This is a genomic window from Neisseria flava, from assembly GCF_982712965.1.
Genome location: NZ_CEXQBZ010000001.1, coordinates 1 through 20,482, shown reverse-complemented (window position 1 = coordinate 20,482; position 20,482 = coordinate 1). Strand labels below are relative to the sequence as shown.

Sequence of the window (20,482 nt, the reverse complement as noted above, 5' to 3'; positions counted from 1 at the left end):
ACGCCAAGTGTTTTATTCTTGAATCTGTTCAAACCACTGATACACTAGTGTTGCACTTGAAATCCGAATCCAAGGTCCTTGTTTTATATAAACCAACGCGCTTACTCCCCGCCTTCGGCAATCTGCTTAAGGCGATACAGTGCGTCTAGAGCTTCGCGGGGGGTGAGGTCGTCGGGGCGGATTTGGTTTAGGGCTTCGGCGAGTGCGTTGTGGGCGGGGTTGGTTTCTTGGTTTGCGGCAGTTTGGGCTTCAGTGTCCGCTGTTTCGTCTTGGCTAAACCCGCTGTATTCGTTTTCAGACGACAAGGTACTGAAGATGTCCAACTGCGGGCGGACGGCGGCGGCTTGGGCTTCGAGTTCGTCCAGATGTTTTTGGGCGGCTTTGAGGGCGCGGTTGGGCAGGCCGGCGAGTTTGGCGACGGCGATGCCGTAGCTTTTGCTGGCGGGGCCGGGTTCGATGTGGTGGAGGAAGACGATATCTTGTCCTTGTTCGAGTGCGGAAAGGTGCATGTTGACTGCCGTTGCGTGGGCTTCGGGCAGTTTGGTCAGTTCGAAATAATGGGTGGCGAAGAGGCTGAAGGATTTGTTTTTTTGCAGCAGGTGTTCGGCGATGGCGTGTGCGAGGGCGAGGCCGTCGAAGGTGGAGGTGCCGCGTCCGACTTCGTCCATGAGGACGAGGGATTGGTCGGTGGCGTGGTGGAGGATGTAGGCGGTTTCGCTCATTTCGACCATGAAGGTGGAGCGGTTGGAGGCGAGGTCGTCGGAGGCGCCGATGCGGGTGAAGATTTGGTCGATGGGGCCGATTTGGGCGGCGTCGGCGGGGACGAAGCTGCCGGTGTGCGCCATGAGGACGATGTGGGCGACTTGGCGCATGTAGGTGGATTTGCCGCCCATGTTGGGGCCGGTCAGGAGCATGAGGCGGTGTTTGTGGTCGAGACGGGTGTGGTTGGCGGTGAAGTGGCGCACTTGCTGCTCGACGACGGGATGGCGGCCGTTTTCGATATGGATGACGGAGTAGTCGGCGAACTCGGGGCAGACGAAGCCGCGTTCGGCAGCAGTGGCGGCGAAGGTGGAGAGTACGTCCAGCGCAGCGGCGGCTTTGGCGGCTTTTTGAAGCTGGGGAAGGGTCGTCTGAATGTCTTTGAGGAGGGCTTCAAACAGGCGTTTTTCCAATGCCAATGCCTGCTCTTGCGCGGTCAGGACTTTGTCTTCGAAGGTTTTGAGTTCGGGGGTGATGAAGCGTTCAGCGTTTTTCAGGGTCTGGCGGCGTTGGTAGTCGGCGGGGGCTTGTTCGGCCTGGACTTTGGATAGCTCGATGTAGAAGCCGTGGACGCGGTTGAACTCGACTTTGAGGGTGGAAAGGCCGGTGCGTTCGCGTTCGCGCGCTTCGAGGTCGAGCAGGAATTCGTCGCCGTGGTTTTGGATGTGGCGCAACTCGTCGAGTTCTGCGCAATAGCCTTGGTTGATGACGCCGCCGTCTTTGAGCCAGACGGCGGGTTCGGGCATCACAGCGGCTTTGAGGGTTTCGGCGACGGGCAGGGTTTCGGGGAAAACGGCTTTGAGGGTTTCTAAGAGACTGCTGCCCTCGGCGGACAATTCGATTTCGGACAGGGCAAACAGGCTGTCGCGCAGGGCGGCGAGGTCGCGCGGGCGGGCGTTGCCGACGGCGATGCGGGCGGCGATGCGTTCGATGTCCGCGATGTTTTTCAGACGACCTTGCAGGGTTTCGTATTGTGAACCCAGCGCGGCAACGGCTTCTTGACGGGCGCGGATGTGGGCGCGGCTGCGTAGGGGGTGGTGCAGCCAGAGTGCCAAGAGGCGGCTGCCCATGTGGGTGGCGCAGCCGTCGAGTATGGAAAACAGGGTCGGCGATTTTTTGCCGGAGAGGGTTTGCGTGATTTCGAGATTGCGGCGCGTGGCGGCGTCCATGCCGATATATTGGCTGTCGGTTTCGAGCGAAATGCCGTCTAAGTGTTGCGGCATCAGGTTTTGCGTCAGGCGGATGTAGTTCAACAGCGCGCCCGCCGCGCCGACGGCGGCTTCGTGTTCCTTGCCGTCCAAACCGAAGCCGTGCAGGTCTTGGCAGCCGAAGTATTCGGTCAACAATTTCGCGCCCGCGTCGGCGGCAAACTGCCACGAGTTCAGGCGCGTGATGTTGGCAGAGGTCGTCTGAAAACCATTAGGCAGGCTTTTGCCTTCGGGCAACAGGATTTCCGCCGCCTGCAAACGCGCCAGCTCGTCGGCGAGTTTGTCCGCCGTCGTCAGCTTGGTTTTGAATTCGCCGCTTTGCAAAGATGCCCACGCGATGGCGACGTGTTTTTTATCCGCGTTCACCGCCGCGATGCGGTTGGTTTCCTTGTCTTCCAAAAACGCCGCGTCGGTCAGCGTGCCGGGCGTAACGATGCGCACGACTTTGCGCTCCACCGGCCCTTTGCCCGCGCCGACTTCGCCCACCTGCTCGCACACTGCCACGCTTTTGCCCATCTTCACCAGCCGCGCCAGATACTGCTCCGCCGCGTGAAACGGCACGCCCGCCATCTTAATCGGCACGCCGTCCATCTGCCCGCGCGTGGTCAGGGTGATGTCCAACAGCTTCGCCGCTTCCACCGCGTCATCCAAAAACAGCTCGTAAAAATCGCCCATGCGGTAAAACACCAGCTTGTCGGCGTGCTGCGATTTGATGGCGAGATACTGCTGCATCATCGGGGAAACGGCGGATTTGCTCATGGGAATGCCTTGCAAAACGGAAAAGCCTTATTGTAGCAAAAGGTCGTCTGAAACCCTAAAACAAGGTTTCAGACGACCTTTTGCCTTTACTTCAATCCAATGATTTTATTTCTTGGCTCTAAAGCCCAACAAATGTTGCGTGGTGGCAAGCCATGCGCCGAAGATGCCTAAGGCGATGACGAAGCCGAACACCAGTGAAACTTCGCTGAAATGGAAGAAACGCCAGCCGATATTGAGTCCGTAGGGTTTGAAGATGGCATCGACCAACGGACGCACAGCGGAAAGCAACCAGCCGCACAGTCCCAAGCTGACAGCGGCAGAAAAGATGCTCTGCCACATGGCTTGGTAAAGGAAAGGACGGCGGATAAACGATGCGGGCGCACCGAGCAGCTTGGTGATTTCGATTTCTTCTTTGCGGCTCAGGATTTGCAGACGGATGGTGTTGTGCGCGACAAGGACGAACGCCATACCCAGCGTCAGTGACAGAAACCATAAAATTTTGCGGATGAACTCGTTGATTTGATACAGCGTTTGCACCCACTCAGTATCCATGGTGGCGGATTCGACCATGGGCAGCTTGACCATATCCTGATAAATCGCCTGCATTTGTGCGGGCGGTGTAGCGGGATCGGGCGTTACGATAAATGCGTCGGGCAAGGGGTTGCCGTCGAGCATGGAAACAAGGTTTTGGTCGAGGTTGGATTGTAGCTCTTCCAAGCCTTCCTGCTTGCTGATGAAACGGATTTTGTTGAGGCGGGCATCGCGTTCCAACAGGTTGCGGACGGTATCGCTGTCGGCTTTGGAAGCGTCGGTTTCCATATAGAGCGTGATTTGCGGCGACTCGTTGAGCTTGCCTAACACGCTTTGTCCGCTTTGGATGGCCAAATACATGAAAAGCGGCAGGGTCATGGCGACGGCGAGCATCAGGAGGGTGAGCAGCGTGCCGACGGGTTGGCGCAGGAGTTGTTTGAGCGCAGTACGCGCGGATTCGACGTGCAGCGAGACGTAGTGGATGATGCTCATGCGAGTCGTCCTTTCGAGAGGCGCAGGATGCGGTGGCCGTAGTCTGCCATGAGGGTTTCGTCATGGGCGGCGACGATGACGGTGGTTCCTGCTTCGTGGAAGGTTTTGAACAATTCCATGATGTCGAGCGCGTAGGCGCGGTCGAGGTTGGCGGAGGGTTCATCGGCAATCAGGAGGCTGGGTTGGTGGACAACGGCGCGGGCGATACACAGGCGTTGCTGTTCGCCGCCTGAGAGGGTTACGGGATCGTCCAATTCACGACCTTTCAAGCCGACTTTTTCAATGGCGATGCGGGCGCGCTCTTCGGCTTTACGCGGCTGATAACCGATAATCCGCAGCGGCAGGATGACGTTTTGCAGGACGTTGCGGTCATAGAGGATTTTGTGGTCTTGGAACACGATGCCGATATGTTGGCGCATGAAGCCGATTTGGTTGTCGCTCAATTCGCCCAAGTCTTGGTTGTTGAACCACACTTTGCCTTTGCTGGGTTTGGTAATACCGGAAATCAGCTTGAGGATGGTGGACTTGCCGGAGCCGGAGTGGCCGGCGATAAATATCATTTCGCCTTTTTTGATTTGGAAGCTGACGTTTTTCAGGGCTTCAAAACCGCCGGGATAGGTTTTGGAAACTTGTTCGAAACGGATCATAAGGTATTCCTAGAAAGGGGTCAGGACAAACTTATCCACAGTTAATCCACAAAAGGATGCGCTATCGGAGATAGGTCGTCTGAAAAATAGGATATGTGCCGAATTATAAAGATTTCGGCGTTTTTTTGATAGTTTGCCCGGATATGGACGGCAGCAGGCAAAGCGTCGGACTGACGGCTTTACAACACAATATTACAGGTGTGATTGTCGCGTTTGCAAAATGCTTAAATACTTATCCACATGTCGAAAAGTCGTCTGAAAAGGATTTCGGCGTTTCAATCAAACCCGCCGTATCCGTTTTCAGACGACCTTCCACATCGGTTTCAGCCCGACTTATTTACATTTCTCTTTAGCCGCATTGACGGCGGCGGTCAGGCTTTTTTCGTTGACTTCGCCAGTGATGGTTTGTTTGTAGCCGCACTTCGGAGCTTCGACGACGGTGAACGGCAATACGCCGACGTTGTTGCCGTAAGACTTCATGAAATTGCGGCTATCCGCGCCGGTATAGCGCCAAACATGATAGCTGACGGGGGTTTGTTTCAGGAATTTGCCGATGTTGTCGGAAGTATCCAACGCGATACCGACCATATCGACGCTGCCTTTTTTCTGCGCTTTGTACCAAGCGGACATGGCGGGCATTTCCTTACGGCACGGACCGCACCAGGTCGCCCACAGGTTCACCACGCGCACGGGGGCTTTGAGCGATTGCAGGCTTTGCGGTTTGTTGTCGTTCCAGCCTGCCAGCGGATCGGCGGCAAACGCAGGGGCAGACAGAGCTGCAGTCATCAAAACAGAGGCAAGCAATAATTTTTTCATAAGTTCCATCCTTTGCATCAATCAGATTGATGGCATTGTAACCCCTTTCAGCGTGCTGTCTATGGAGAAAATGAAGATGTTGGATTTTAGCGGTCGAAAATGAAGATTATCGGCGGGATAAGTTGAGGAAATCTCCAATGCAGCCGATAATAAAGCCCATCAGCAAAATCTAAAACATCGGAGAACGCTATGTCGTCTGAATTCACGCTCTACCACAATCCCCGTTGCAGCAAATCGCGCGCCGCTTTCGACCTGCTCGAAGCGCGCGGCATCAAAGCCGAAGTCGTCAAATACCTCGACACCCCGCCTGATTTGGCGGCACTGCAAGACATCTTCGCCAAGCTGGGCTTGGAGTCCGTACGCGGCATGATGCGCGTCAAAGACGACTTGTACAAAGAACTCGGTTTGGACAAGCCCGACCTCGACAACCAAGCCCTGCTCGAAGCCATTGCCGCCCACCCTGCCCTGCTCGAACGCCCCATCCTGACCACACAGGACAAAGCCGCCATCGGCAGACCGCTCGAAAACATCGAAGCCCTGTTGGACTGAAGCGCGGGAAGGTCGTCCCTACATGATTTCCCTGTTCCGCAGCCGCAACGGCTTGCGCTACTACCTTTTTCGCGGCATAGGCCTGAGTATCCTGCTGGTACTCGGCATATTCGGCGAGGGCGCATGGCAGGTGTACCACACCGGCTCGCAGCCCCTGCCCGGTCATGTCCGCGCCGATGCCGCCCTCGTGCTCGGTGCCGCCGCATGGGACAAACGACCCTCGCCCGTTTTCCGCGAACGCATCAACCACGCCATCACCCTCTACCAAAGCCACCGCGTTGAAAAAATCGTCTTCACCGGCGGCACATCCAAAAAAGGCTACATGACCGAAGCTGAAGTTGGACGGCGTTACGCCCTCAAACAAGGCATACCCGCGCACAACATCATCTTTGAAAACACCTCGCGCAACACCTACGAAAACATCCGCAACATCCGTCCGATACTGCGCGCCGAAGGCATCGAAAGCATTATCATCGTCAGCGACCCCTACCACCTCGCCCGCGCCCTCGAAATCGCCTCCGACCTCGACATCGAAGCCTACATCTCCGCCACGCCGACCACGCGGTTCGACCAAAGCAAGGAAAAAAACAAATTCCTGCTTCAAGAAAGCTACGCCCTCTTCCTCTACCGCATCGGCAAATGGAGCGAAAACTTTTGGGACTGGCTGACCGTTCGGGAAACGAAAGAAGAAGTATAGTTCGGAAGAAAATTAAGGTCGTCTGAAAATTTTCAGACGACCTTAATTTTTACCTGCAACCTACCCCATCTCCCGTCCGGCGGGAGAGGGCTGGGGAGAGGGTGGCTCTAAGAGCTGAACGAATTTGATTTAACCTAAACCCACAAAGCCACCCCCATCCTAACCTTCCCCCGCCGGACGGAGGAAGGGATAAGTTACCGTTGCAGCAATCCGTAGCGTGGGTTCTACCCACGAGATGAAAGCAAATAGATTGTTGTCTGACTTGAATGGTTAAGTGGTGGATTTCGTGGGCAAAGCCCATGCTACTTGAGTTATCCCAAACCCGCGTTGATTGAATAAAAGGTCGTCTGAAAACGAGTATGAACGAGTTTCTCCAAAAACCCGAATCTCAAAGTTTTCAGACGACCTATTTCAACAGGTTTTTCAAAGCCAAGCGCACGCCTTCGCCAACTTCCGTACCTTTGGGAATGCCTTTGATGGCGGCTTTTGCCTCGCGTTCGTTGTAACCCAACGCAATCAGGGTATTGACAATGTCGTCTGTTTCATCGGCGGCAGGCGCAGCGGCGAAAAGTCCGTCGATAGCGGCATGGGAAACCAGTTTGCCGCGCAGTTCCAAAACCATGCGTTCGGCGGTTTTTTTTCCGATGCCGGGCGCGGAGGACAGGCGTTTGATGTCTTCGTCGGCAACCGCGCGGGCAAGTTCGTCGGCGGACATGGCGGAGAGTATGCCCAGCGCGGTTTTCGCGCCGATGCCGCTGACTTTGACCAACTGGCGGAACGTCGCCCGCTCGTCGGCAGTGGCAAAGCCGAACAATAAATGCGCGTCTTCGCGGACGACAAGCTGGGTGTAAAGCTGCACGGTTTCGCCCAAGGCGGGCAGGTTGTAGAAAGTCTGCATGGATACGTCGGCTTCGTAGCCGACGCCGTTGACGTCGATGACGATTTGCGGCGGGTTTTTCTCGATGAGTTTGCCGGTCAGTCTGCTGATCATGAGGATTCCGTTAAGGGGTTGGGTAAAAAGGTCGTTTGAAACCTGAATCTTGGTTTTCAGACGACCTTTCGCGTATGGATAAGGTTTAATCTTATTTGCCGATGCAGAAGCGCGAGAAAATCACGCCCAGCAAATCGTCGGCGGTGAATTCGCCGGTGATTTCGCTGCACGCGTTTTGGGCGAGGCGCAGGTGTTCGGCGAAAAGCTCGATTTGGTTGTTGTCGCAGAGGGCGGCGTTTTCCAGCTCGGCTTCGGCTTCGTGCAAGGCGTTGAGGTGGCGGCTGCGGGCGAGGAACAGGCTTTCGCTTTCGCCCTGCCAGCCGACTTCCTGCAACAGCGCGTGTTTGAGCAAATCGAGACCTGTGCCGGTTTTGGCGGACAGGCTGATGATGGTGTCTGCGCCGGTTTGCGCGAGGCTGTCTGAACGGACGGCGACGGGTTCGCCGGTCAGGTCGGCTTTGTTGTGGATTTCGATTTTTTTCAAACCTGCGGGCAGGCTGTTCAAAATGGCTTGGGTTTTGGCGTTCACGCCTTCGCGCGGGTCAATCAGAATCAGGGCGACATCGGCTTCGGAGACGGCTTTGCGGCTGCGCTCAATGCCGATTTGTTCGACCACGTCGTCGGTTTCGCGCAGACCGGCGGTGTCGATGATGTGGACGGGTACGCCGTCGAGGGTGATTTGTTCGCGCACGGTGTCGCGGGTGGTGCCGGCGATGTCGGTTACGATGGCGATGTCGTCACCCGCCAAGGCGTTGAGCAGGCTGGATTTGCCGACGTTGGGTGCGCCGACGAGGACGACGTTCATGCCTTCGCGCAAAATCGCGCCTTGTTCCGCGCTGGCAAGGACGGTTTTCAGACGACCTTGCAGGGCTTGGAGCTTGCCGCGCGCGTCGGCGGCTTCGAGAAAGTCAATGTCTTCTTCGGGGAAGTCGAGCGTGGCTTCGACCAACATCCGCAGGGTAATAAGGTCGTCCACCAACTCGTGTATGTGTTGGGAGAACGCGCCTTTGAGCGAACGCAACGCCATGCGTGCGGCGGATTTGCTGGAGGCGTCGATGAGGTCGGCGACGCTTTCAGCTTGGGCAAGGTCGAGTTTGTTGTTGAGGAAGGCGCGTTTGGTAAATTCGCCCGGCTCCGCCATGCGCGCGCCCAGTTCGAGGCAGCGCGAAAGCAGCATGTCCATTACCACAGGACCGCCGTGCCCCTGCAATTCAATCACGTCTTCGCCGGTAAAGCTGGCGGGTGCGGCGAAGTAGAGCAGGATGCCGTTGTCTATCGGCTGCCCGTCGCCGCCGAGAAAGTCGGTGTAAAGCGCGGTGCGCGGTTTGGGCGTTTTGCCGCCGCTGAGGGTTTGTGCCAAAGGCAGCAGGTTTTTGCCGGAAAGGCGGATGACGCCGACGCCGCCGCGTCCGGGGGCGGTGGCGATAGCGGCGATGGTGGGTTGGGATGCGGACATGGCTGGCTCGTATCGGGAACTTAATGGACGGTATTATATAGTGATTTCACAATGATAAAGGTCGTCTGAAAACGGGAGACAGGCGAGATTTATTTGCTACCGTACCGAATCGGTAACAAGAAAGAAATTGCCGAATTTCTGAAAAGAAGTATGGAACAGACGCCGGGCAAGGCTCGAAATCACTTGCACACGCTCTCGGACACCCTGTCGAGTAGGCTGCGGTATCGAGATTTTCACCGCTTTTCCGACGTCCGCACGGGATAATATCATGATTACATTCAGAATAAATAATATTTCGGAAGGACAAAACCCGCTTCTTAAATTACAAAGCAGGCAACTGTCTGTCGGTTTCACGATAAAGCTAAAGTCATAGAATTTTGTCATCCCTAATCTCGGCAATCATCATAAGCTATTTCATGTTCATTAATCGGAATCGCAAAAAGTCGTCTGAAAACAGGAGATTTAAAGTTTCAGACGACCTTATATCGACACTGCCGCTGACGCAAATCAAGTGCAGGCAAATCCCGCCTTTACCGATACGCCCCGTTCGCGGATAATTGAGAACATTCCCATTTCCGTTTCCAACCTTCACAAAGGATACATCATGGCATTTCTGAAACTGACCGAACAAAACGTGCAGGGCAAAACCGTCCTCATCCGCGCCGATATGAACGTGCCGTTCAAAGACGGCAAAATCAGCGACGACACCCGTATCCGCGCCTCGCTCGCGTCCATCAAATACTGCTTGGATAACGGCGCATCCGTTATCGTGATGACCCACTTGGGCCGACCGACCGAAGGCGAGTTTCATCCTGAAGACGACGTTGCGCCCGTTGCCGCGCACTTGGGCAGCCTGTTGGGTAAAGACGTGAAAGTATTGAACGACTGGCGTGAAAACAAACCCGCCCTGAACGCGGGCGATGTCGTCATGCTGCAAAACGTGCGCATCAACAAAGGCGAGAAGAAAAACGATTTGGAACTGGGCAAAGCCTATGCCGCCTTGTGCGACGTGTTCGTTAACGACGCGTTCGGTACCGCCCACCGCGCCCAAGCCTCGACCGAAGCCGTCGCTCAAGCCGCGCCCGTTGCCTGCGCCGGCGTATTGATGGCGGGCGAACTCGACGCTTTGAGTAAAGCCCTGAAACAGCCCGCGCGCCCGATGGTGGCAATTGTCGCCGGCAGCAAAGTGTCCACCAAACTGACCATCCTCGAATCGCTGGCGGACAAAGTCGACCAACTCATCGTCGGCGGCGGTATCGCCAACACCTTCCTGTTGGCGGAAGGCAAAGCCATCGGCAAATCGCTGGCGGAACATGATTTGGTGGAAGAATCCAAAAAAATCATGGCGAAAATGGCGGCTAAAGGCGGCTCCGTACCGCTGCCGACCGATGTCGTCGTTGCCAAAGCCTTTGCCGCCGATGCCGAAGCGGTTGTAAAAGACATTGCCGACGTTGCCGAAGACGATATGATTTTGGACATCGGCCCGAAATCCGCCGCCGCGCTTGCCGAACTGCTCAAAGCCGCCGGCACGGTGGTGTGGAACGGCCCGGTCGGCGTGTTTGAGTTTGACCAGTTCGCAGGCGGCACGAAAGCCCTTGCCGAAGCCATCGCCCAAAGTAAAGCGTTCTCGATTGCGGGCGGCGGCGACACGCTGGCGGCGATTGCCAAATTCGGCGTTACCGACCAAATCGGCTACATCTCCACCGGCGGCGGCGCGTTCCTCGAATTCTTGGAAGGCAAAGAGTTACCCGCCGTAGCCGCTTTGGAAAAGCGCGGCGCATAAGCGGTTTGACGTAAAAAAGAGGTCGTCTGAAAACCTGAATCGGGTTTCAGACGACCTCTTCTTCTTTTCGCGGATTATTCCGCCGCACGGTTCAGTGCCGAACGAATCAGCATCTGCGTGCCGAACCAGCCCCAGTAAATGCGGTGATGAACGATTTTTCCACCGGCAATCTGCATGAGTTCCAAAATATCCACTTGATCGCCGTCGGGCGTTTCGCGCGGGTATTCCCAAACCAGCGTGTCCCCCGTCGTGAAATGCGTGCCGTTGCGATACCAGCGTACCAATTCATTCGGTCGGCGGCGCGTTCCTTCTTCTAAAAAAGCAAGGATGTCGGCTTTGTCGCGCAAAATGCCGCTTTGCCGCTGCATGATAAGGGGAACGAGCGGGCTTTCGAAAACGGCGTTGTCGTCATACAGACCGATCAGTCGGGCGGTGTCGTGGTTTTTGGCAAACTCGTGCCAGTCGTTGTAAATGCGTTCGAAATCGTTCATGGTAGTCATTTTTCGGTCAGGTTGTTTACCGGAGCCCTAATTTTTCCGCGCAGTAACAAATTCCGCCAAGAGCCGCAAATGCAGGGCTTTTGCACCGAAGGGTTCGAGCAGGGCGGCGGCTTCGGCGGTCAGGGTTTCGGCATAGGTGCGGGCGGCTTGCAGGCCCATCAGTTTGACGTAGGTCGGTTTGTCGTTGTCGCTGTCTTTGCCGGCGGTTTTGCCCAAGGTGGCGGTGTCAGCTTCGCAATCCAACACGTCGTCGATGACTTGGAACGCCAAGCCGAGTTTGGCGGCGTAGTTGTCTAAGGTGCGGACGTCGTCTGAATCCAAATCGGGGCAGGCAAGCGCGCCCAATACGACGGCGGCGCGGATGAGGGCGCCGGTTTTGAGGCTGTGCATCTGTTCCAACTGCGCCTGGCTCATGGCTTTGCCGACGTTGGCAAGGTCGATGGCTTGTCCGCCCGCCATGCCGAGGCTGCCGGATGCTTTGGCAAGCGTGGACAACATGGCGATTTGGCGTTCGGCGGGCAGTCCGGTCGGACGGCTCAATACGTCGAAGGCTTGGGTTTGCAGCGCGTCGCCGACTAAGAGGGCGGTGGCTTCGTCATATTTCACATGGCAGGTCGGTTTGCCGCGCCGCAGGCTGTCGTTGTCCATGGCGGGCATGTCGTCGTGAACCAAGGAATAGACGTGTACCATTTCGATCGCCGCCATGGCTTGTTCGACGGCGTTTTGGTCGGCATCGCCCAATTCGGACGCGGCGAGCACCAAGAGCGGGCGCAGCCGTTTGCCGCCGCCGAGGGTAACGTAACGCATGGCTTCGTGCAGCGTGTGCGGCACTTGTTTTTCAGACGGCAGGAAACGCTCCAGCAGCAATTCGGTCTGCGCTTGGGCTTTTTGCTGCCATGCTTTCAATTCATTCGCCAGGTTCAAGGTTCAGCTCCTTCAGTTCGCCCGCGTCCAATACTTGCAGCTTTTGTTCGACTTCCGCCAGCTTGGTTTGGCAGTATCTGACCAACTCGTTGCCTTCCTGATAGGCTGCCAGAGCGTCTTCCAGCGGCATTTCGCTGCTTTGCATGGACTGGGTCAGGGTTTCGAGGCGGGCGAGGGCTTCTTCAAAGGATTTGGGGGCTTTTTTCATGATGATGCGGGCAAAAAATCAAAGCGGTATTGTAGCATTTTATGGGCTGCTTCTTGGACGGGAACGGAAAAAGGTCGTCTGAAAACCTGATTTCCAAGTTTTCAGACGACCTTTTGAGCTGATGATGCGGTAAAAATCAGTCTTTCAGAACAGCGGCGCCGAACGTACCGCTCTTGCCTTCGCTCGGATGGTCGAAGCGGCCGGCCATTTCTTCCGCCTGCGGACCGAGGAAAATGCCCGACATACTGTTTTTAGTTGTCCCGTCCACATAAACAAAACGGTTACCAGCGATATTGGCCTGGAGCATTACGGGGTTAAAACGTCCTTCTGCCGAATAAACGCCGCCGGTCAGCGATTTTTCACCAAAATCAACATTGAACAGGGATGAGCCGACAGTGTTGATGTTGGATACGTCATTGTAGAACGCATTGCCTTGGTAGATAGCCGAACCGGTTTGCGGCATGGCTTCAACAGGCGTCATCAGACCTTGGTAGAACACCAGGGATGAATTGAGCTCGCCGTTTTCCTTTTTGCTTCCGTAAAAACCGTAATGACCGTATTGCAGATGCGTACCGATGGCGCGGATAATTTTGTTATCCGACAAGGACAGCATACCGTTTGCCGCGTCAAATGTTTGTGGCAGCAGGTTGATTTTTTGTCCGTTGACTTCGAGGACATCAGGATTACCCACTCTGTTAATCACTTTGTTATCGGCACCGTCAACCGACAACATGGTGTAAAAACCGCCGATTGATTGCATAGCCGGAGCAACCTCCGCTTTTGGGGTAACTTCTTCAGCGGCTTTATGCTCTGCTTCAGCTTTAGCGGCTTCTTCCGCAGCTTTACGTTCCGCTTCGGCTTTAGCTTTGGCAGCTTTGCGCTCGGCTTCGGCTTTAGCTTTTGCAGCTTCTTCCGCAGCTTTTCGTTCCGCCTCAGCCTTGGCTTTAGCAGCCTCTTCGGCAGCTTTACGTTCGGCTTCAGCTTTGGCTTTGTCAGCTTCTTCAGCGGCTTTGCGCTCGGCTTCAGCTTTAGCTTTGGCAGCTTCCTCAGCAGCTTTACGTTCAGCTTCGGCTTTAGCTTTGGCAGCTTCTTCCGCAGCTTTTCGTTCCGCTTCAGCTTTGGCTTTGGCGGCTTCTTCAGCGGCCTTGCGCTCGGCTTCTGCCTTAGCTTTGGCTGCTTCTTCTGCCGCTTTTCGTTCCGCTTCAGCCTTGGCTTTAGCTTTGGCAGCTTCTTCAGCGGCCTTGCGCTCGGCTTCTGCCTTAGCTTTTGCAGCCTCTTCAGCAGCTTTACGTTCGGCTTCGGCTTTAGCTTTGGCGGCTTCTTCTGCCGCTTTTCGTTCCGCTTCAGCCTTGGCTTTAGCTTTAGCAGCCTCTTCGGCAGCTTTACGCTCGGCTTCAGCTTTAGCTTTGGCAGCTTCTTCAGCAGCTTTACGCTCGGCTTCGGCTTTAGCTTTAGCGGCTTCTTCCGCAGCTTTACGTTCGGCTTCAGCTTTGGCTTTAGCGGCTTCTTCAGCAGCCTTGCGTTCTTCTTCAGCTTTAACTTTGGCAGCTTCCTCAGCAGCTTTACGTTCGGCTTCGGCTTTAGCTTTGGCAGCTTCTTCTGCCGCTTTACGTTCCGCTTCAGCTTTGGCTTTAGCAGCTTCTTCCGCAGCTTTGCGCTCGGCTTCGGCTTTAGCTTTTGCAGCTTCCTCAGCCGCTTTACGTTTAGCTTCGGCTTTAGCTTTGGCAGCTTTTTCAGCCTCTTCCGCAGCTTTACGTTCCGCTTCGGCTTTAGCTTTAGCGGCCTCTTCAGCGGCTTTGCGCTCGGCTTCAGCTTTGGCTTTAGCAGCTTCTTCCGTAGCTTTGCGTTCAGCTTCGGCTTTAGCTTTTGCAGCTTCCTCAGCCGCTTTACGTTCTTCTTCAGCTTTGGCTTTTGCAGCTTTTTCAGCGACTTTTCGTTCAGCTTCGGCTTTGTCGTTGCTATCCGCTTTTACGTCTTGATTCTGGTTTTCAGACGACGTTTGTGTTGAATTTACGGAATTTTCTACTTCTTTATGAATATTTTCTTCAGATGCTTCTAAAGCATTATTTGCATCGGCTTGATTACCGGCAGGAGAGGTTGCCGTTCTTTCCGTTTGTCCGGATGGATTCGGAATATTGCCCGGTTGGACAATCGGGTAAGTCGGGGTTGGCGCGACAGACGGTGTACCGCCTCCGCCACCTCCTCCACAGGCTGTTAATATCGAAACGGCAATACAGGATAAGATATGGGGGTAAGGTGTTTTCATCGCAATGTTCTCAATTTAAAGTAGTTATGTGAAAATCATTCTATGCGTGTTTCATTTTTATGTCATCTGATTTTTACGACGAACGGTATCATTTTTAGTTAAACGGTTTATTTTATTTGCATTTTTTTAGTGTAAAATATGCAAAAAGCGTGATAAATGGTCGTTTTTTATACTCAAACGGTATGTTTTTATTGTGTTATAATCCGTACTTCATACAGGTTGGACAGACAGTCGCCGCGTATCGCGTAAGGCATACGGGGAGGAAAGTCCGGGCTCCGTAGAGCAGGATGCCGGCTAACGGCCGGGCGCGGAAACGCGACGGAAAGTGGAACAGAAAGCAATACCGCCGACGGCCGCCTTCGGGCGGCACGGGTAAGGGTGAAAAGGTGCGGTAAGAGCGCACCGTGCACTTGGTAACAAGGCGCAGCAGGCTAAACCCCATCCGGAGCAAGACCAAACAGAACGCTTTGACGCTGCTCGCCGAGCGTTCGGGTAGGTTGCTGGAGTGCATCAGTAATGGTGTGCCTAGAGGAATGACTGTCCGAGACAGAACCCGGCTTACCGTCCGGCCTGTATGTCCCGATTATTGAAAAAGGTCGTCTGAAAACAGAATTCTGTTTTTCAGACGACCTTTTTGCTTTGTTAGGTCAATCAGTTTGACAGTTTTTTGATATTACGTTAAAAAAGGTTATGCCATATACGGCTGACAATGGGCGGTGCGCAATGTGCCGCAACTGAAAATAAAAGGCGGTTTCAACGCCTTTGGAGAACTTTTATGTCTGACAACTACTCCGCCCGCAAGGGAAAAACCTTCTTCGGGCATCCCATCCAGCTTTCCACCCTGTTCCACATCGAATTGTGGGAACGTTTCTCGTTTTACGGTATGCAGGGTATCTTATTGATTTATTTGTATTACACTGCCGACAAAGGCGGTTTGGGCATGGACAAGTCGCTCGCCGGCGGCATCGTCGGCGCGTACGGCGGCAGCGTTTACTTGTCCACCATCCTCGGCGCATGGCTTGCCGACCGGATTTGGGGCGCGGAAAAAACGCTGTTTATTTCCGGCATCGTGGTCATGCTCGGACACATCGTTTTGGCAATCGCACCCGGGCTGTACGGGCTGCTGTGCGGCTTGGTACTCATCGCACTGGGCAGCGGCGGCGTGAAATCGTCGGCAAGCTCGATGGTCGGCTCGCTTTATGAGACAGACGAATTGAAGCCGCTGCGCGATGCGGGTTTTTCGATTTTCTATATTTCCATCAACATAGGCGGCTTTTTCGGCCCGCTCCTGACGGGTTTACTGCAAACCGAGATGGGTTTCCACTACGGTTTCGGCGCGGCGGCGGTCGGTATGGCTTTTGGATTGTGGCGTTACTCCGTTGGGCGCAAACTGCTGCCGCACACGCCCGCGCCCAATCCGCTGCGTCCTGAAAAAGTGAAAACCGCGGTTGCAGTCGGCGTGCTGATTGTCTTGGTTGTCGGCAGTCTGATTGCGTCAGACACGCTCAATTTGGACAACTTTTCCAAATTTCTGCTCGGCACGGTCATTCTCACCGTCATTGCCTATTTCGCGCGACTGCTCGGCAGCAGCCATGTGTCGTCTGAAAACAAACGCTACATCACTGCCTATATTCCGCTGTTTCTGACCATCTGCCTGTTTTGGGCGGTCTGGTTCCAAGTTTATACCGTGGCAACGGTGTACTTTGACGAAACGGTTGACCGCACATTAGGCAACTGGACTGTACCCGTCGCATGGAAAGATTCGATTCAAAGCATGTGGGTCGTCCTCTTCTCCGGCGTGATGGCGGCGATTTGGACAAAAATGGGCAGACACCAGCCGAAAACCCCATTGAAATTCGCCTTGGCGATGCTGGTTGTCGGCATATCCTATCTTGGATTCGTACCGTATATCTCGTCCGGCACGCCCATGCCGATCATTGTTTTCGCGCTGATCCTGCTTGCCATCACCATAGGCGAACTCATGATTTCTCCGATTTCGCTTTCCATTTCCACCAAAATCGCCCCGCCTATGTTCAAAACCCAAATGGTCGCACTCAATTTCTTAGGGTTATCATTGGGCTTCACTTTGGGCGGCGTGCTGTTTAAAGAAGGATTCAACGATAAAGCACCGCTGGATTTCTACTGGATGCTTTGCGGCATAGGCGTGATAACCGGTGTGGTATTGTTATTGCTTGTTCCCGTTTTGAATAGAATGCTCAAAGGCGCGGATTAAAAACCGCTCTGAGCAAGACATGCAAAAGGTCGTCTGAAAAATTTCTCAGACGACCTTTTTCATGAACGCGGTTTGCCATTCTTGCGTTGGGAACCGTCAAACCAAATGTTCCGCCAAAAATTCAAGGGCGAAGGCGACTGCCTGATTTCTAACGGCCTCTCGGTCGCCGCTGAAGATTTTCATTTGCTCCAACGATTCGGTCGGCGTGGACAACCCGAACCACACCGTCCCGACGGGTTTTGCCGCGCTGCCGCCACCGGGGCCTGCGATGCCGGAAATACTCAAGGCGTAGTCGGCTTGGGCGACGGCTTGGGCACCTCGCGCCATTTCATACACGGTTTCGCGGCTGACCGCACCGTGTTGCAACAGCGTATCAGGCATGACGCCGAGGCGTTCTTCTTTGGCTTGGTTGCTGTAAGTAACGAAACTTTGATGAAACCATTGCGAGCTGCCCGCGATGCTGGTGAATGCGCCCGCAAGCAGGCCGCCGGTGCAAGATTCGGCGCAAGTAACGGTTTGTCGGCGTCGGGTGAGATGTTCGGCGATGGTTTGCAGCGCGGTCATGGGATGTCCTTTCTTTCTTCAATGGCGGCGGATTCGTCGGCGGCGGACGGGAAATAGATTATAGGTCGATTGCCAATGGTGGCGGAAGGTCGTCTCCAACCGCTTTTTCAGACGATCTGAAGGACATTCTATTCCGCACCCGCCTTCTTCCCGTCTTTCACCAGCACAATCACCAATTCGCTGTCGTCGGTTATTTTAATGGCGACATATTCGCTGCCGTCCGCCTTCAGGACGCTGCCCGGCCGCAATTCCTGCCTTTTTCCGCCGTCAAACAAAAATACCGAGCTGCCTTTGGTTTGGGTAACCAGCAGGGTGTGGCCAGGGTGGTTGTGGCGGGGGATTTCCTTGCCTTTGGGCAGGGTTTCGCGGATGACGGTGTAGTTTTCACCTTCAAAAACTTTGCCCGTGCCTTGGGCGGTTTCAGCGGCAGGCACGGCTGTGGCGAAGAGGCCGATGAGAGCGGTGAAAAGTTGGGTTTTGATGTTTTTCATGATGGTTTTCCTTTGGTTGCAGACAAAATTTATCGCGGACTAAAATCGCAATGATACGGCGTTGCCAACACCCTTATGTATTCTAGCGGTACACAGCGGGCGTTGCCGTCTTGTCTCATTTTTATTTTAATCCACTATCTGTTTCGGTCGGTTTGGGTCGTCTGAAAGCGGAATATGCCGCGTTATTCGTTTTCGTAACCGGTTTGATTAGACTCCGTATGGCGGTTTTCGTTTCGTTCTGAATGTAAGCCTGCGGCTTACTGCCCTCTCCCTAACCCTCTCCCACGGGGAGAGGGGACGGGTTGCCGTAGCCTTGCTGTTTGCCGCATAAACTCGAGTGCGGACTGCCATCGGTCTGAATCTTTGATTCAGACGCTCGATGCGTGTGCCTGTGGTGCTTCAAAAGGTCGTCTAAAAACGGAGCTTCAACGAAGTTAAAAATTTGCCTGAACCCTAAAAGCAGCCTGCAACCCAATCCCCTCTCCCCGTGGGAGAGGGCTAGGGAGAGGGCGGCAAACCAAAGGTTTGCTTGGGTGGTATTTTCAACGTGCAGGCTACTTTTCAATTCGTTGAAACCGCGCTTTAGCTTCGCAGAAACCCCCGCTTCTTTTTCCGCTCCGTTTTCAGACGACCCCTATTCTTTCCCCGCCGCAACGGGTTCGGCCTTTTCAAACGCCGCCTTCAACTGTTCTGCCGCCTGTATCAACTGCCGTGCGCCGCCCGCGACGATATAGTTGGCAGCAGGCATGACGATGATTTGCTTGCGCTTCCAAGCGTTCGTGCCGCGTACCAGCGCGTTATCCAACACTTCCACGACCGCCGGTCCTTCCTGCCCGATGGCGGCGGTGCGGTCGATGATGAAAATCCAGTCGGGGTTTTTCTCTTTGATGTATTCGAAGGAAACGGGCTGTCCGTGCCCCTCGTTGCGTAAAGATTCATCCACGGGCGGCAGGCCGATGTCGCCGTGTATCCAGCTGGCCAACCGCGACTGCGTGCCGAAGGCGGACACCTTGTTGCCCGTAACCGACAGCACCAGTCCGCGCCCTTTGCCTTTGGCGGCTTCGCGCGTTTGGGCGAACAGCGCGTCAATCTGCGCCTTCAATTCCACCGCGCGCGCTTCCTTGCCGAAAATCCGCGCCAGGGTTTCCATCTGCTTTTCGCCGCTGGTGCGGATATTGCCGTTGTCCACCGTCAGGTCTATGGTGGTCGCGTTTTTCGCCAACTGTTCATACGCTTCCGCGCCCGGCCCGCCGGTAATGACAAGCTGCGGATTGTAGCGGTGCAAGGCTTCGTAATTGGGTTCGAACAGCGTCCCCACCGTTGCCGCCTTTTCAAATGCAGGCTGCAAATAGTCCACGCGCACCGGCGCGGTAGTTGCGCCCACGTTCACGCCCAACTCGGTCAGCGTATCCAATGCCGCCCAGTCGTACACGGCGACGCGTTCGGGATTCTTCGGCACAACGGCATCACCCCGCGCGGTCGGCACGGTCAGCGTGGCGGCAGATGTGGATGCGGCTTGGGATGCGGCGGATACAGTTTTTTCGGCGGTAGGTTCGGGCGAACAGGCGGCCAGCAGGACGGCGCAGGCTGCCCAATAAAAACGTGGTTTCACGGTGTGCGGTTCCTTTGCATACGAATAAGAATATTTATTATTAAAAAAATAATCTGCAAAAACCACGCCGCAAAACGCAAAATTCCCGATACGGCAAAACAAATTCCCGAAACGGGAAAGGTCGTCTGAAACACGCTTTCAGACGACCTTTCCCGTTTCAACCAATCCCTGCGCTTGATTATTAGTAATAATTCCTATTTAATTCATTTTTTAGACAACCCGTTCCCATCCAAGCATGAACACCGCCGCCATCTACCGCCAATACCAAACCTATGTCCGCTCCGATAAATCCGGCTGGGCGTTGGACGGCTGTTCCGACAGCGCGCTCATGGCGCAGGCAAAACAGCCCGGTTTACATCTGGAAATGTGCATCAACCGCTTCGACTCGGGCATCACCCTGTCGCGGATGCGCGGCGGCGGAACGGGTGCGTTTCCCACCGAAATCCACAATTTCAGCCACAACTGCGCCCTGTTCGTCATGGTGTCGGGGCAGAACCGGTTACAAATGGGCGGCAGGGAATACCGCCCGTTTGCCGGCGAAATCTGGCTGGTGCGCGGCGAGTTGGCGGACGTATCCGAAACCCTGCTGCCCGACAACGGCGGCATGTGCGCGCTGCATTTGGATTTTTCGCTGGAAAAACTGCGCCGCTGGCACGACGAAGGCTTGCTGGACGAACGCCTGTTTTCGCCGCAAACGATAGGCCGATTCGCCCTGCAACGGCTGGCGCAAAACGCGGCAACACTGACGGCGGCGGCCTGCCCCCTGCTGCAACGCCCGTTCGAATCGGACGGCTTCGGCCTGCTCGCCGACGAAGCCGCCGCGCTGGAACTCTCCGCCCGAGACCTTTGCAAAATTCCCCAAAATCCCCTAAATTCCCACCAAGACATTTAGGGGATTTCTCATGAGCACCTTTTTCCGGCAAACCGCACAAGCCATGATTGCCAAACACATCGACCGCTTCCCACTATTGAAGTTGGATCAGGTGATTGATTGGC

At 55.0% G+C, this 20,482-nt stretch carries 17 protein-coding genes, 1 other RNA gene and 1 pseudogene; 6 read left to right on the top strand and 13 right to left on the bottom strand.

Annotation, left to right across the window (positions count from 1 at the left end; genetic code table 11):
* Positions 1 to 101 precede the first annotated feature (101 nt).
* From mutS to AC5M9B_RS00080, 4 genes are all read right to left on the bottom strand, one after another.
* Positions 102 to 2,726: a DNA mismatch repair protein MutS gene (gene mutS / locus AC5M9B_RS00095; RefSeq protein WP_487648068.1), complete on the bottom strand. Its 2,625-nt coding sequence runs from the start codon at positions 2,724 to 2,726 to the stop codon at positions 102 to 104.
* Between the two features lie 105 nt (positions 2,727 to 2,831).
* Entirely contained in the window at positions 2,832 to 3,749 is a 918-nt protein-coding gene (gene ftsX, locus AC5M9B_RS00090; protein WP_487648067.1) for a permease-like cell division protein FtsX, read from the bottom strand.
* Positions 3,746 to 4,396 carry a cell division ATP-binding protein FtsE gene (ftsE, locus tag AC5M9B_RS00085; RefSeq protein WP_003765335.1) on the bottom strand — a complete coding sequence of 217 codons (651 nt, stop codon included), beginning with the start codon at positions 4,394 to 4,396 and terminating at the stop codon, positions 3,746 to 3,748. Before ftsE ends, ftsX begins: the two co-directional genes overlap by 4 nt.
* A 333-nt stretch (positions 4,397 to 4,729) precedes the next feature.
* On the bottom strand, positions 4,730 to 5,212 hold the full coding sequence (locus AC5M9B_RS00080; protein WP_003775962.1) for a TlpA disulfide reductase family protein: 483 nt from the start codon (positions 5,210 to 5,212) through the stop codon (positions 4,730 to 4,732).
* Between the two features lie 189 nt (positions 5,213 to 5,401).
* Between AC5M9B_RS00080 and arsC the strand changes: the two genes are divergently transcribed.
* A complete protein-coding gene (arsC, locus tag AC5M9B_RS00075; protein ID WP_070656262.1) occupies positions 5,402 to 5,761 on the top strand; it encodes an arsenate reductase (glutaredoxin) in 360 nt (119 codons plus the stop codon).
* 22 nt (positions 5,762 to 5,783) lie between these two features.
* Positions 5,784 to 6,458: a YdcF family protein gene (locus tag AC5M9B_RS00070; RefSeq protein ID WP_070656265.1), complete on the top strand. Its 675-nt coding sequence runs from the start codon at positions 5,784 to 5,786 to the stop codon at positions 6,456 to 6,458.
* A gap of 406 nt (positions 6,459 to 6,864) precedes the next feature.
* Here the strand turns inward: AC5M9B_RS00070 and ruvA are convergent, their stop codons facing one another.
* Both ruvA and mnmE read right to left on the bottom strand, forming a co-directional pair.
* A complete protein-coding gene (ruvA, locus tag AC5M9B_RS00065; RefSeq protein ID WP_019271203.1) occupies positions 6,865 to 7,449 on the bottom strand; it encodes a Holliday junction branch migration protein RuvA in 585 nt (194 codons plus the stop codon).
* A gap of 91 nt (positions 7,450 to 7,540) precedes the next feature.
* Complete coding sequence (mnmE, locus tag AC5M9B_RS00060) at positions 7,541 to 8,905, bottom strand: tRNA uridine-5-carboxymethylaminomethyl(34) synthesis GTPase MnmE (protein WP_070656267.1); 1,365 nt, start codon at positions 8,903 to 8,905, stop codon at positions 7,541 to 7,543.
* Between the two features lie 604 nt (positions 8,906 to 9,509).
* On the opposite strand from mnmE, the gene AC5M9B_RS00055 reads away from it, so the two are divergent.
* Positions 9,510 to 10,688, top strand: coding sequence for a phosphoglycerate kinase (locus AC5M9B_RS00055; protein WP_487648066.1), 1,179 nt, complete (start codon positions 9,510 to 9,512; stop codon positions 10,686 to 10,688).
* 74 nt (positions 10,689 to 10,762) lie between these two features.
* Here the strand turns inward: AC5M9B_RS00055 and AC5M9B_RS00050 are convergent, their stop codons facing one another.
* The 4 genes from AC5M9B_RS00050 to AC5M9B_RS00035 all read right to left on the bottom strand — a co-directional run bounded on the left by AC5M9B_RS00050 (position 10,763) and on the right by AC5M9B_RS00035 (position 14,586).
* Positions 10,763 to 11,179, bottom strand: a complete 417-nt coding sequence (locus tag AC5M9B_RS00050) for a nuclear transport factor 2 family protein (RefSeq protein WP_070656285.1) — start codon at positions 11,177 to 11,179, stop codon at positions 10,763 to 10,765.
* Positions 11,180 to 11,215: 36 nt separating this feature from the next.
* Positions 11,216 to 12,112 carry a polyprenyl synthetase family protein gene (locus AC5M9B_RS00045; protein WP_070656270.1) on the bottom strand — a complete coding sequence of 299 codons (897 nt, stop codon included), beginning with the start codon at positions 12,110 to 12,112 and terminating at the stop codon, positions 11,216 to 11,218.
* Complete coding sequence (locus tag AC5M9B_RS00040) at positions 12,096 to 12,323, bottom strand: exodeoxyribonuclease VII small subunit (RefSeq protein ID WP_029609485.1); 228 nt, start codon at positions 12,321 to 12,323, stop codon at positions 12,096 to 12,098. Before AC5M9B_RS00040 ends, AC5M9B_RS00045 begins: the two co-directional genes overlap by 17 nt.
* Before the next feature lie 133 nt (positions 12,324 to 12,456).
* On the bottom strand, positions 12,457 to 14,586 hold the full coding sequence (locus tag AC5M9B_RS00035; RefSeq protein WP_487648065.1) for a transferrin-binding protein-like solute binding protein: 2,130 nt from the start codon (positions 14,584 to 14,586) through the stop codon (positions 12,457 to 12,459).
* Between the two features lie 215 nt (positions 14,587 to 14,801).
* Here AC5M9B_RS00035 and rnpB point away from each other — a divergent pair.
* An RNA gene (rnpB, locus tag AC5M9B_RS00030) (RNase P RNA component class A) lies at positions 14,802 to 15,163 on the top strand.
* Positions 15,164 to 15,361: 198 nt separating this feature from the next.
* Positions 15,362 to 16,819: an oligopeptide:H+ symporter gene (locus AC5M9B_RS00025; protein ID WP_487648064.1), complete on the top strand. Its 1,458-nt coding sequence runs from the start codon at positions 15,362 to 15,364 to the stop codon at positions 16,817 to 16,819.
* Positions 16,820 to 16,915: 96 nt separating this feature from the next.
* On the opposite strand, the gene AC5M9B_RS00020 is transcribed toward AC5M9B_RS00025, so the two are convergent.
* The 3 genes from AC5M9B_RS00020 to AC5M9B_RS00010 form a co-directional block, all read right to left on the bottom strand.
* On the bottom strand, positions 16,916 to 17,383 hold the full coding sequence (locus AC5M9B_RS00020; RefSeq protein WP_070656276.1) for a CinA family protein: 468 nt from the start codon (positions 17,381 to 17,383) through the stop codon (positions 16,916 to 16,918).
* Between the two features lie 128 nt (positions 17,384 to 17,511).
* Positions 17,512 to 17,874: a cupin domain-containing protein gene (locus tag AC5M9B_RS00015; protein ID WP_070656279.1), complete on the bottom strand. Its 363-nt coding sequence runs from the start codon at positions 17,872 to 17,874 to the stop codon at positions 17,512 to 17,514.
* A 634-nt stretch (positions 17,875 to 18,508) separates the two neighbouring features.
* Positions 18,509 to 19,486, bottom strand: a complete 978-nt coding sequence (locus tag AC5M9B_RS00010) for a siderophore ABC transporter substrate-binding protein (protein WP_070656282.1) — start codon at positions 19,484 to 19,486, stop codon at positions 18,509 to 18,511.
* Between the two features lie 235 nt (positions 19,487 to 19,721).
* Between AC5M9B_RS00010 and AC5M9B_RS00005 the strand changes: the two are divergent.
* A pseudogene (locus AC5M9B_RS00005) lies at positions 19,722 to 20,327 on the top strand (helix-turn-helix transcriptional regulator); the annotation flags it as partial.
* Positions 20,328 to 20,482 lie beyond the last annotated feature (155 nt).

Coding starts and splice junctions, on each gene's coding strand:
- mutS (WP_487648068.1), bottom strand. CDS start 2,726: ATGAGCAAATCCGCCGTTTCCCCGATGATGCAGCAGTATCTCGCCATC.
- ftsX (WP_487648067.1), bottom strand. CDS start 3,749: ATGAGCATCATCCACTACGTCTCGCTGCACGTCGAATCCGCGCGTACT.
- ftsE (WP_003765335.1), bottom strand. CDS start 4,396: ATGATCCGTTTCGAACAAGTTTCCAAAACCTATCCCGGCGGTTTTGAA.
- AC5M9B_RS00080 (WP_003775962.1), bottom strand. CDS start 5,212: ATGAAAAAATTATTGCTTGCCTCTGTTTTGATGACTGCAGCTCTGTCT.
- arsC (WP_070656262.1), top strand. CDS start 5,402: ATGTCGTCTGAATTCACGCTCTACCACAATCCCCGTTGCAGCAAATCG.
- AC5M9B_RS00070 (WP_070656265.1), top strand. CDS start 5,784: ATGATTTCCCTGTTCCGCAGCCGCAACGGCTTGCGCTACTACCTTTTT.
- ruvA (WP_019271203.1), bottom strand. CDS start 7,449: ATGATCAGCAGACTGACCGGCAAACTCATCGAGAAAAACCCGCCGCAA.
- mnmE (WP_070656267.1), bottom strand. CDS start 8,905: ATGTCCGCATCCCAACCCACCATCGCCGCTATCGCCACCGCCCCCGGA.
- AC5M9B_RS00055 (WP_487648066.1), top strand. CDS start 9,510: ATGGCATTTCTGAAACTGACCGAACAAAACGTGCAGGGCAAAACCGTC.
- AC5M9B_RS00050 (WP_070656285.1), bottom strand. CDS start 11,179: ATGAACGATTTCGAACGCATTTACAACGACTGGCACGAGTTTGCCAAA.
- AC5M9B_RS00035 (WP_487648065.1), bottom strand. CDS start 14,586: ATGAAAACACCTTACCCCCATATCTTATCCTGTATTGCCGTTTCGATA.
- AC5M9B_RS00025 (WP_487648064.1), top strand. CDS start 15,362: ATGTCTGACAACTACTCCGCCCGCAAGGGAAAAACCTTCTTCGGGCAT.
- AC5M9B_RS00020 (WP_070656276.1), bottom strand. CDS start 17,383: ATGACCGCGCTGCAAACCATCGCCGAACATCTCACCCGACGCCGACAA.
- AC5M9B_RS00015 (WP_070656279.1), bottom strand. CDS start 17,874: ATGAAAAACATCAAAACCCAACTTTTCACCGCTCTCATCGGCCTCTTC.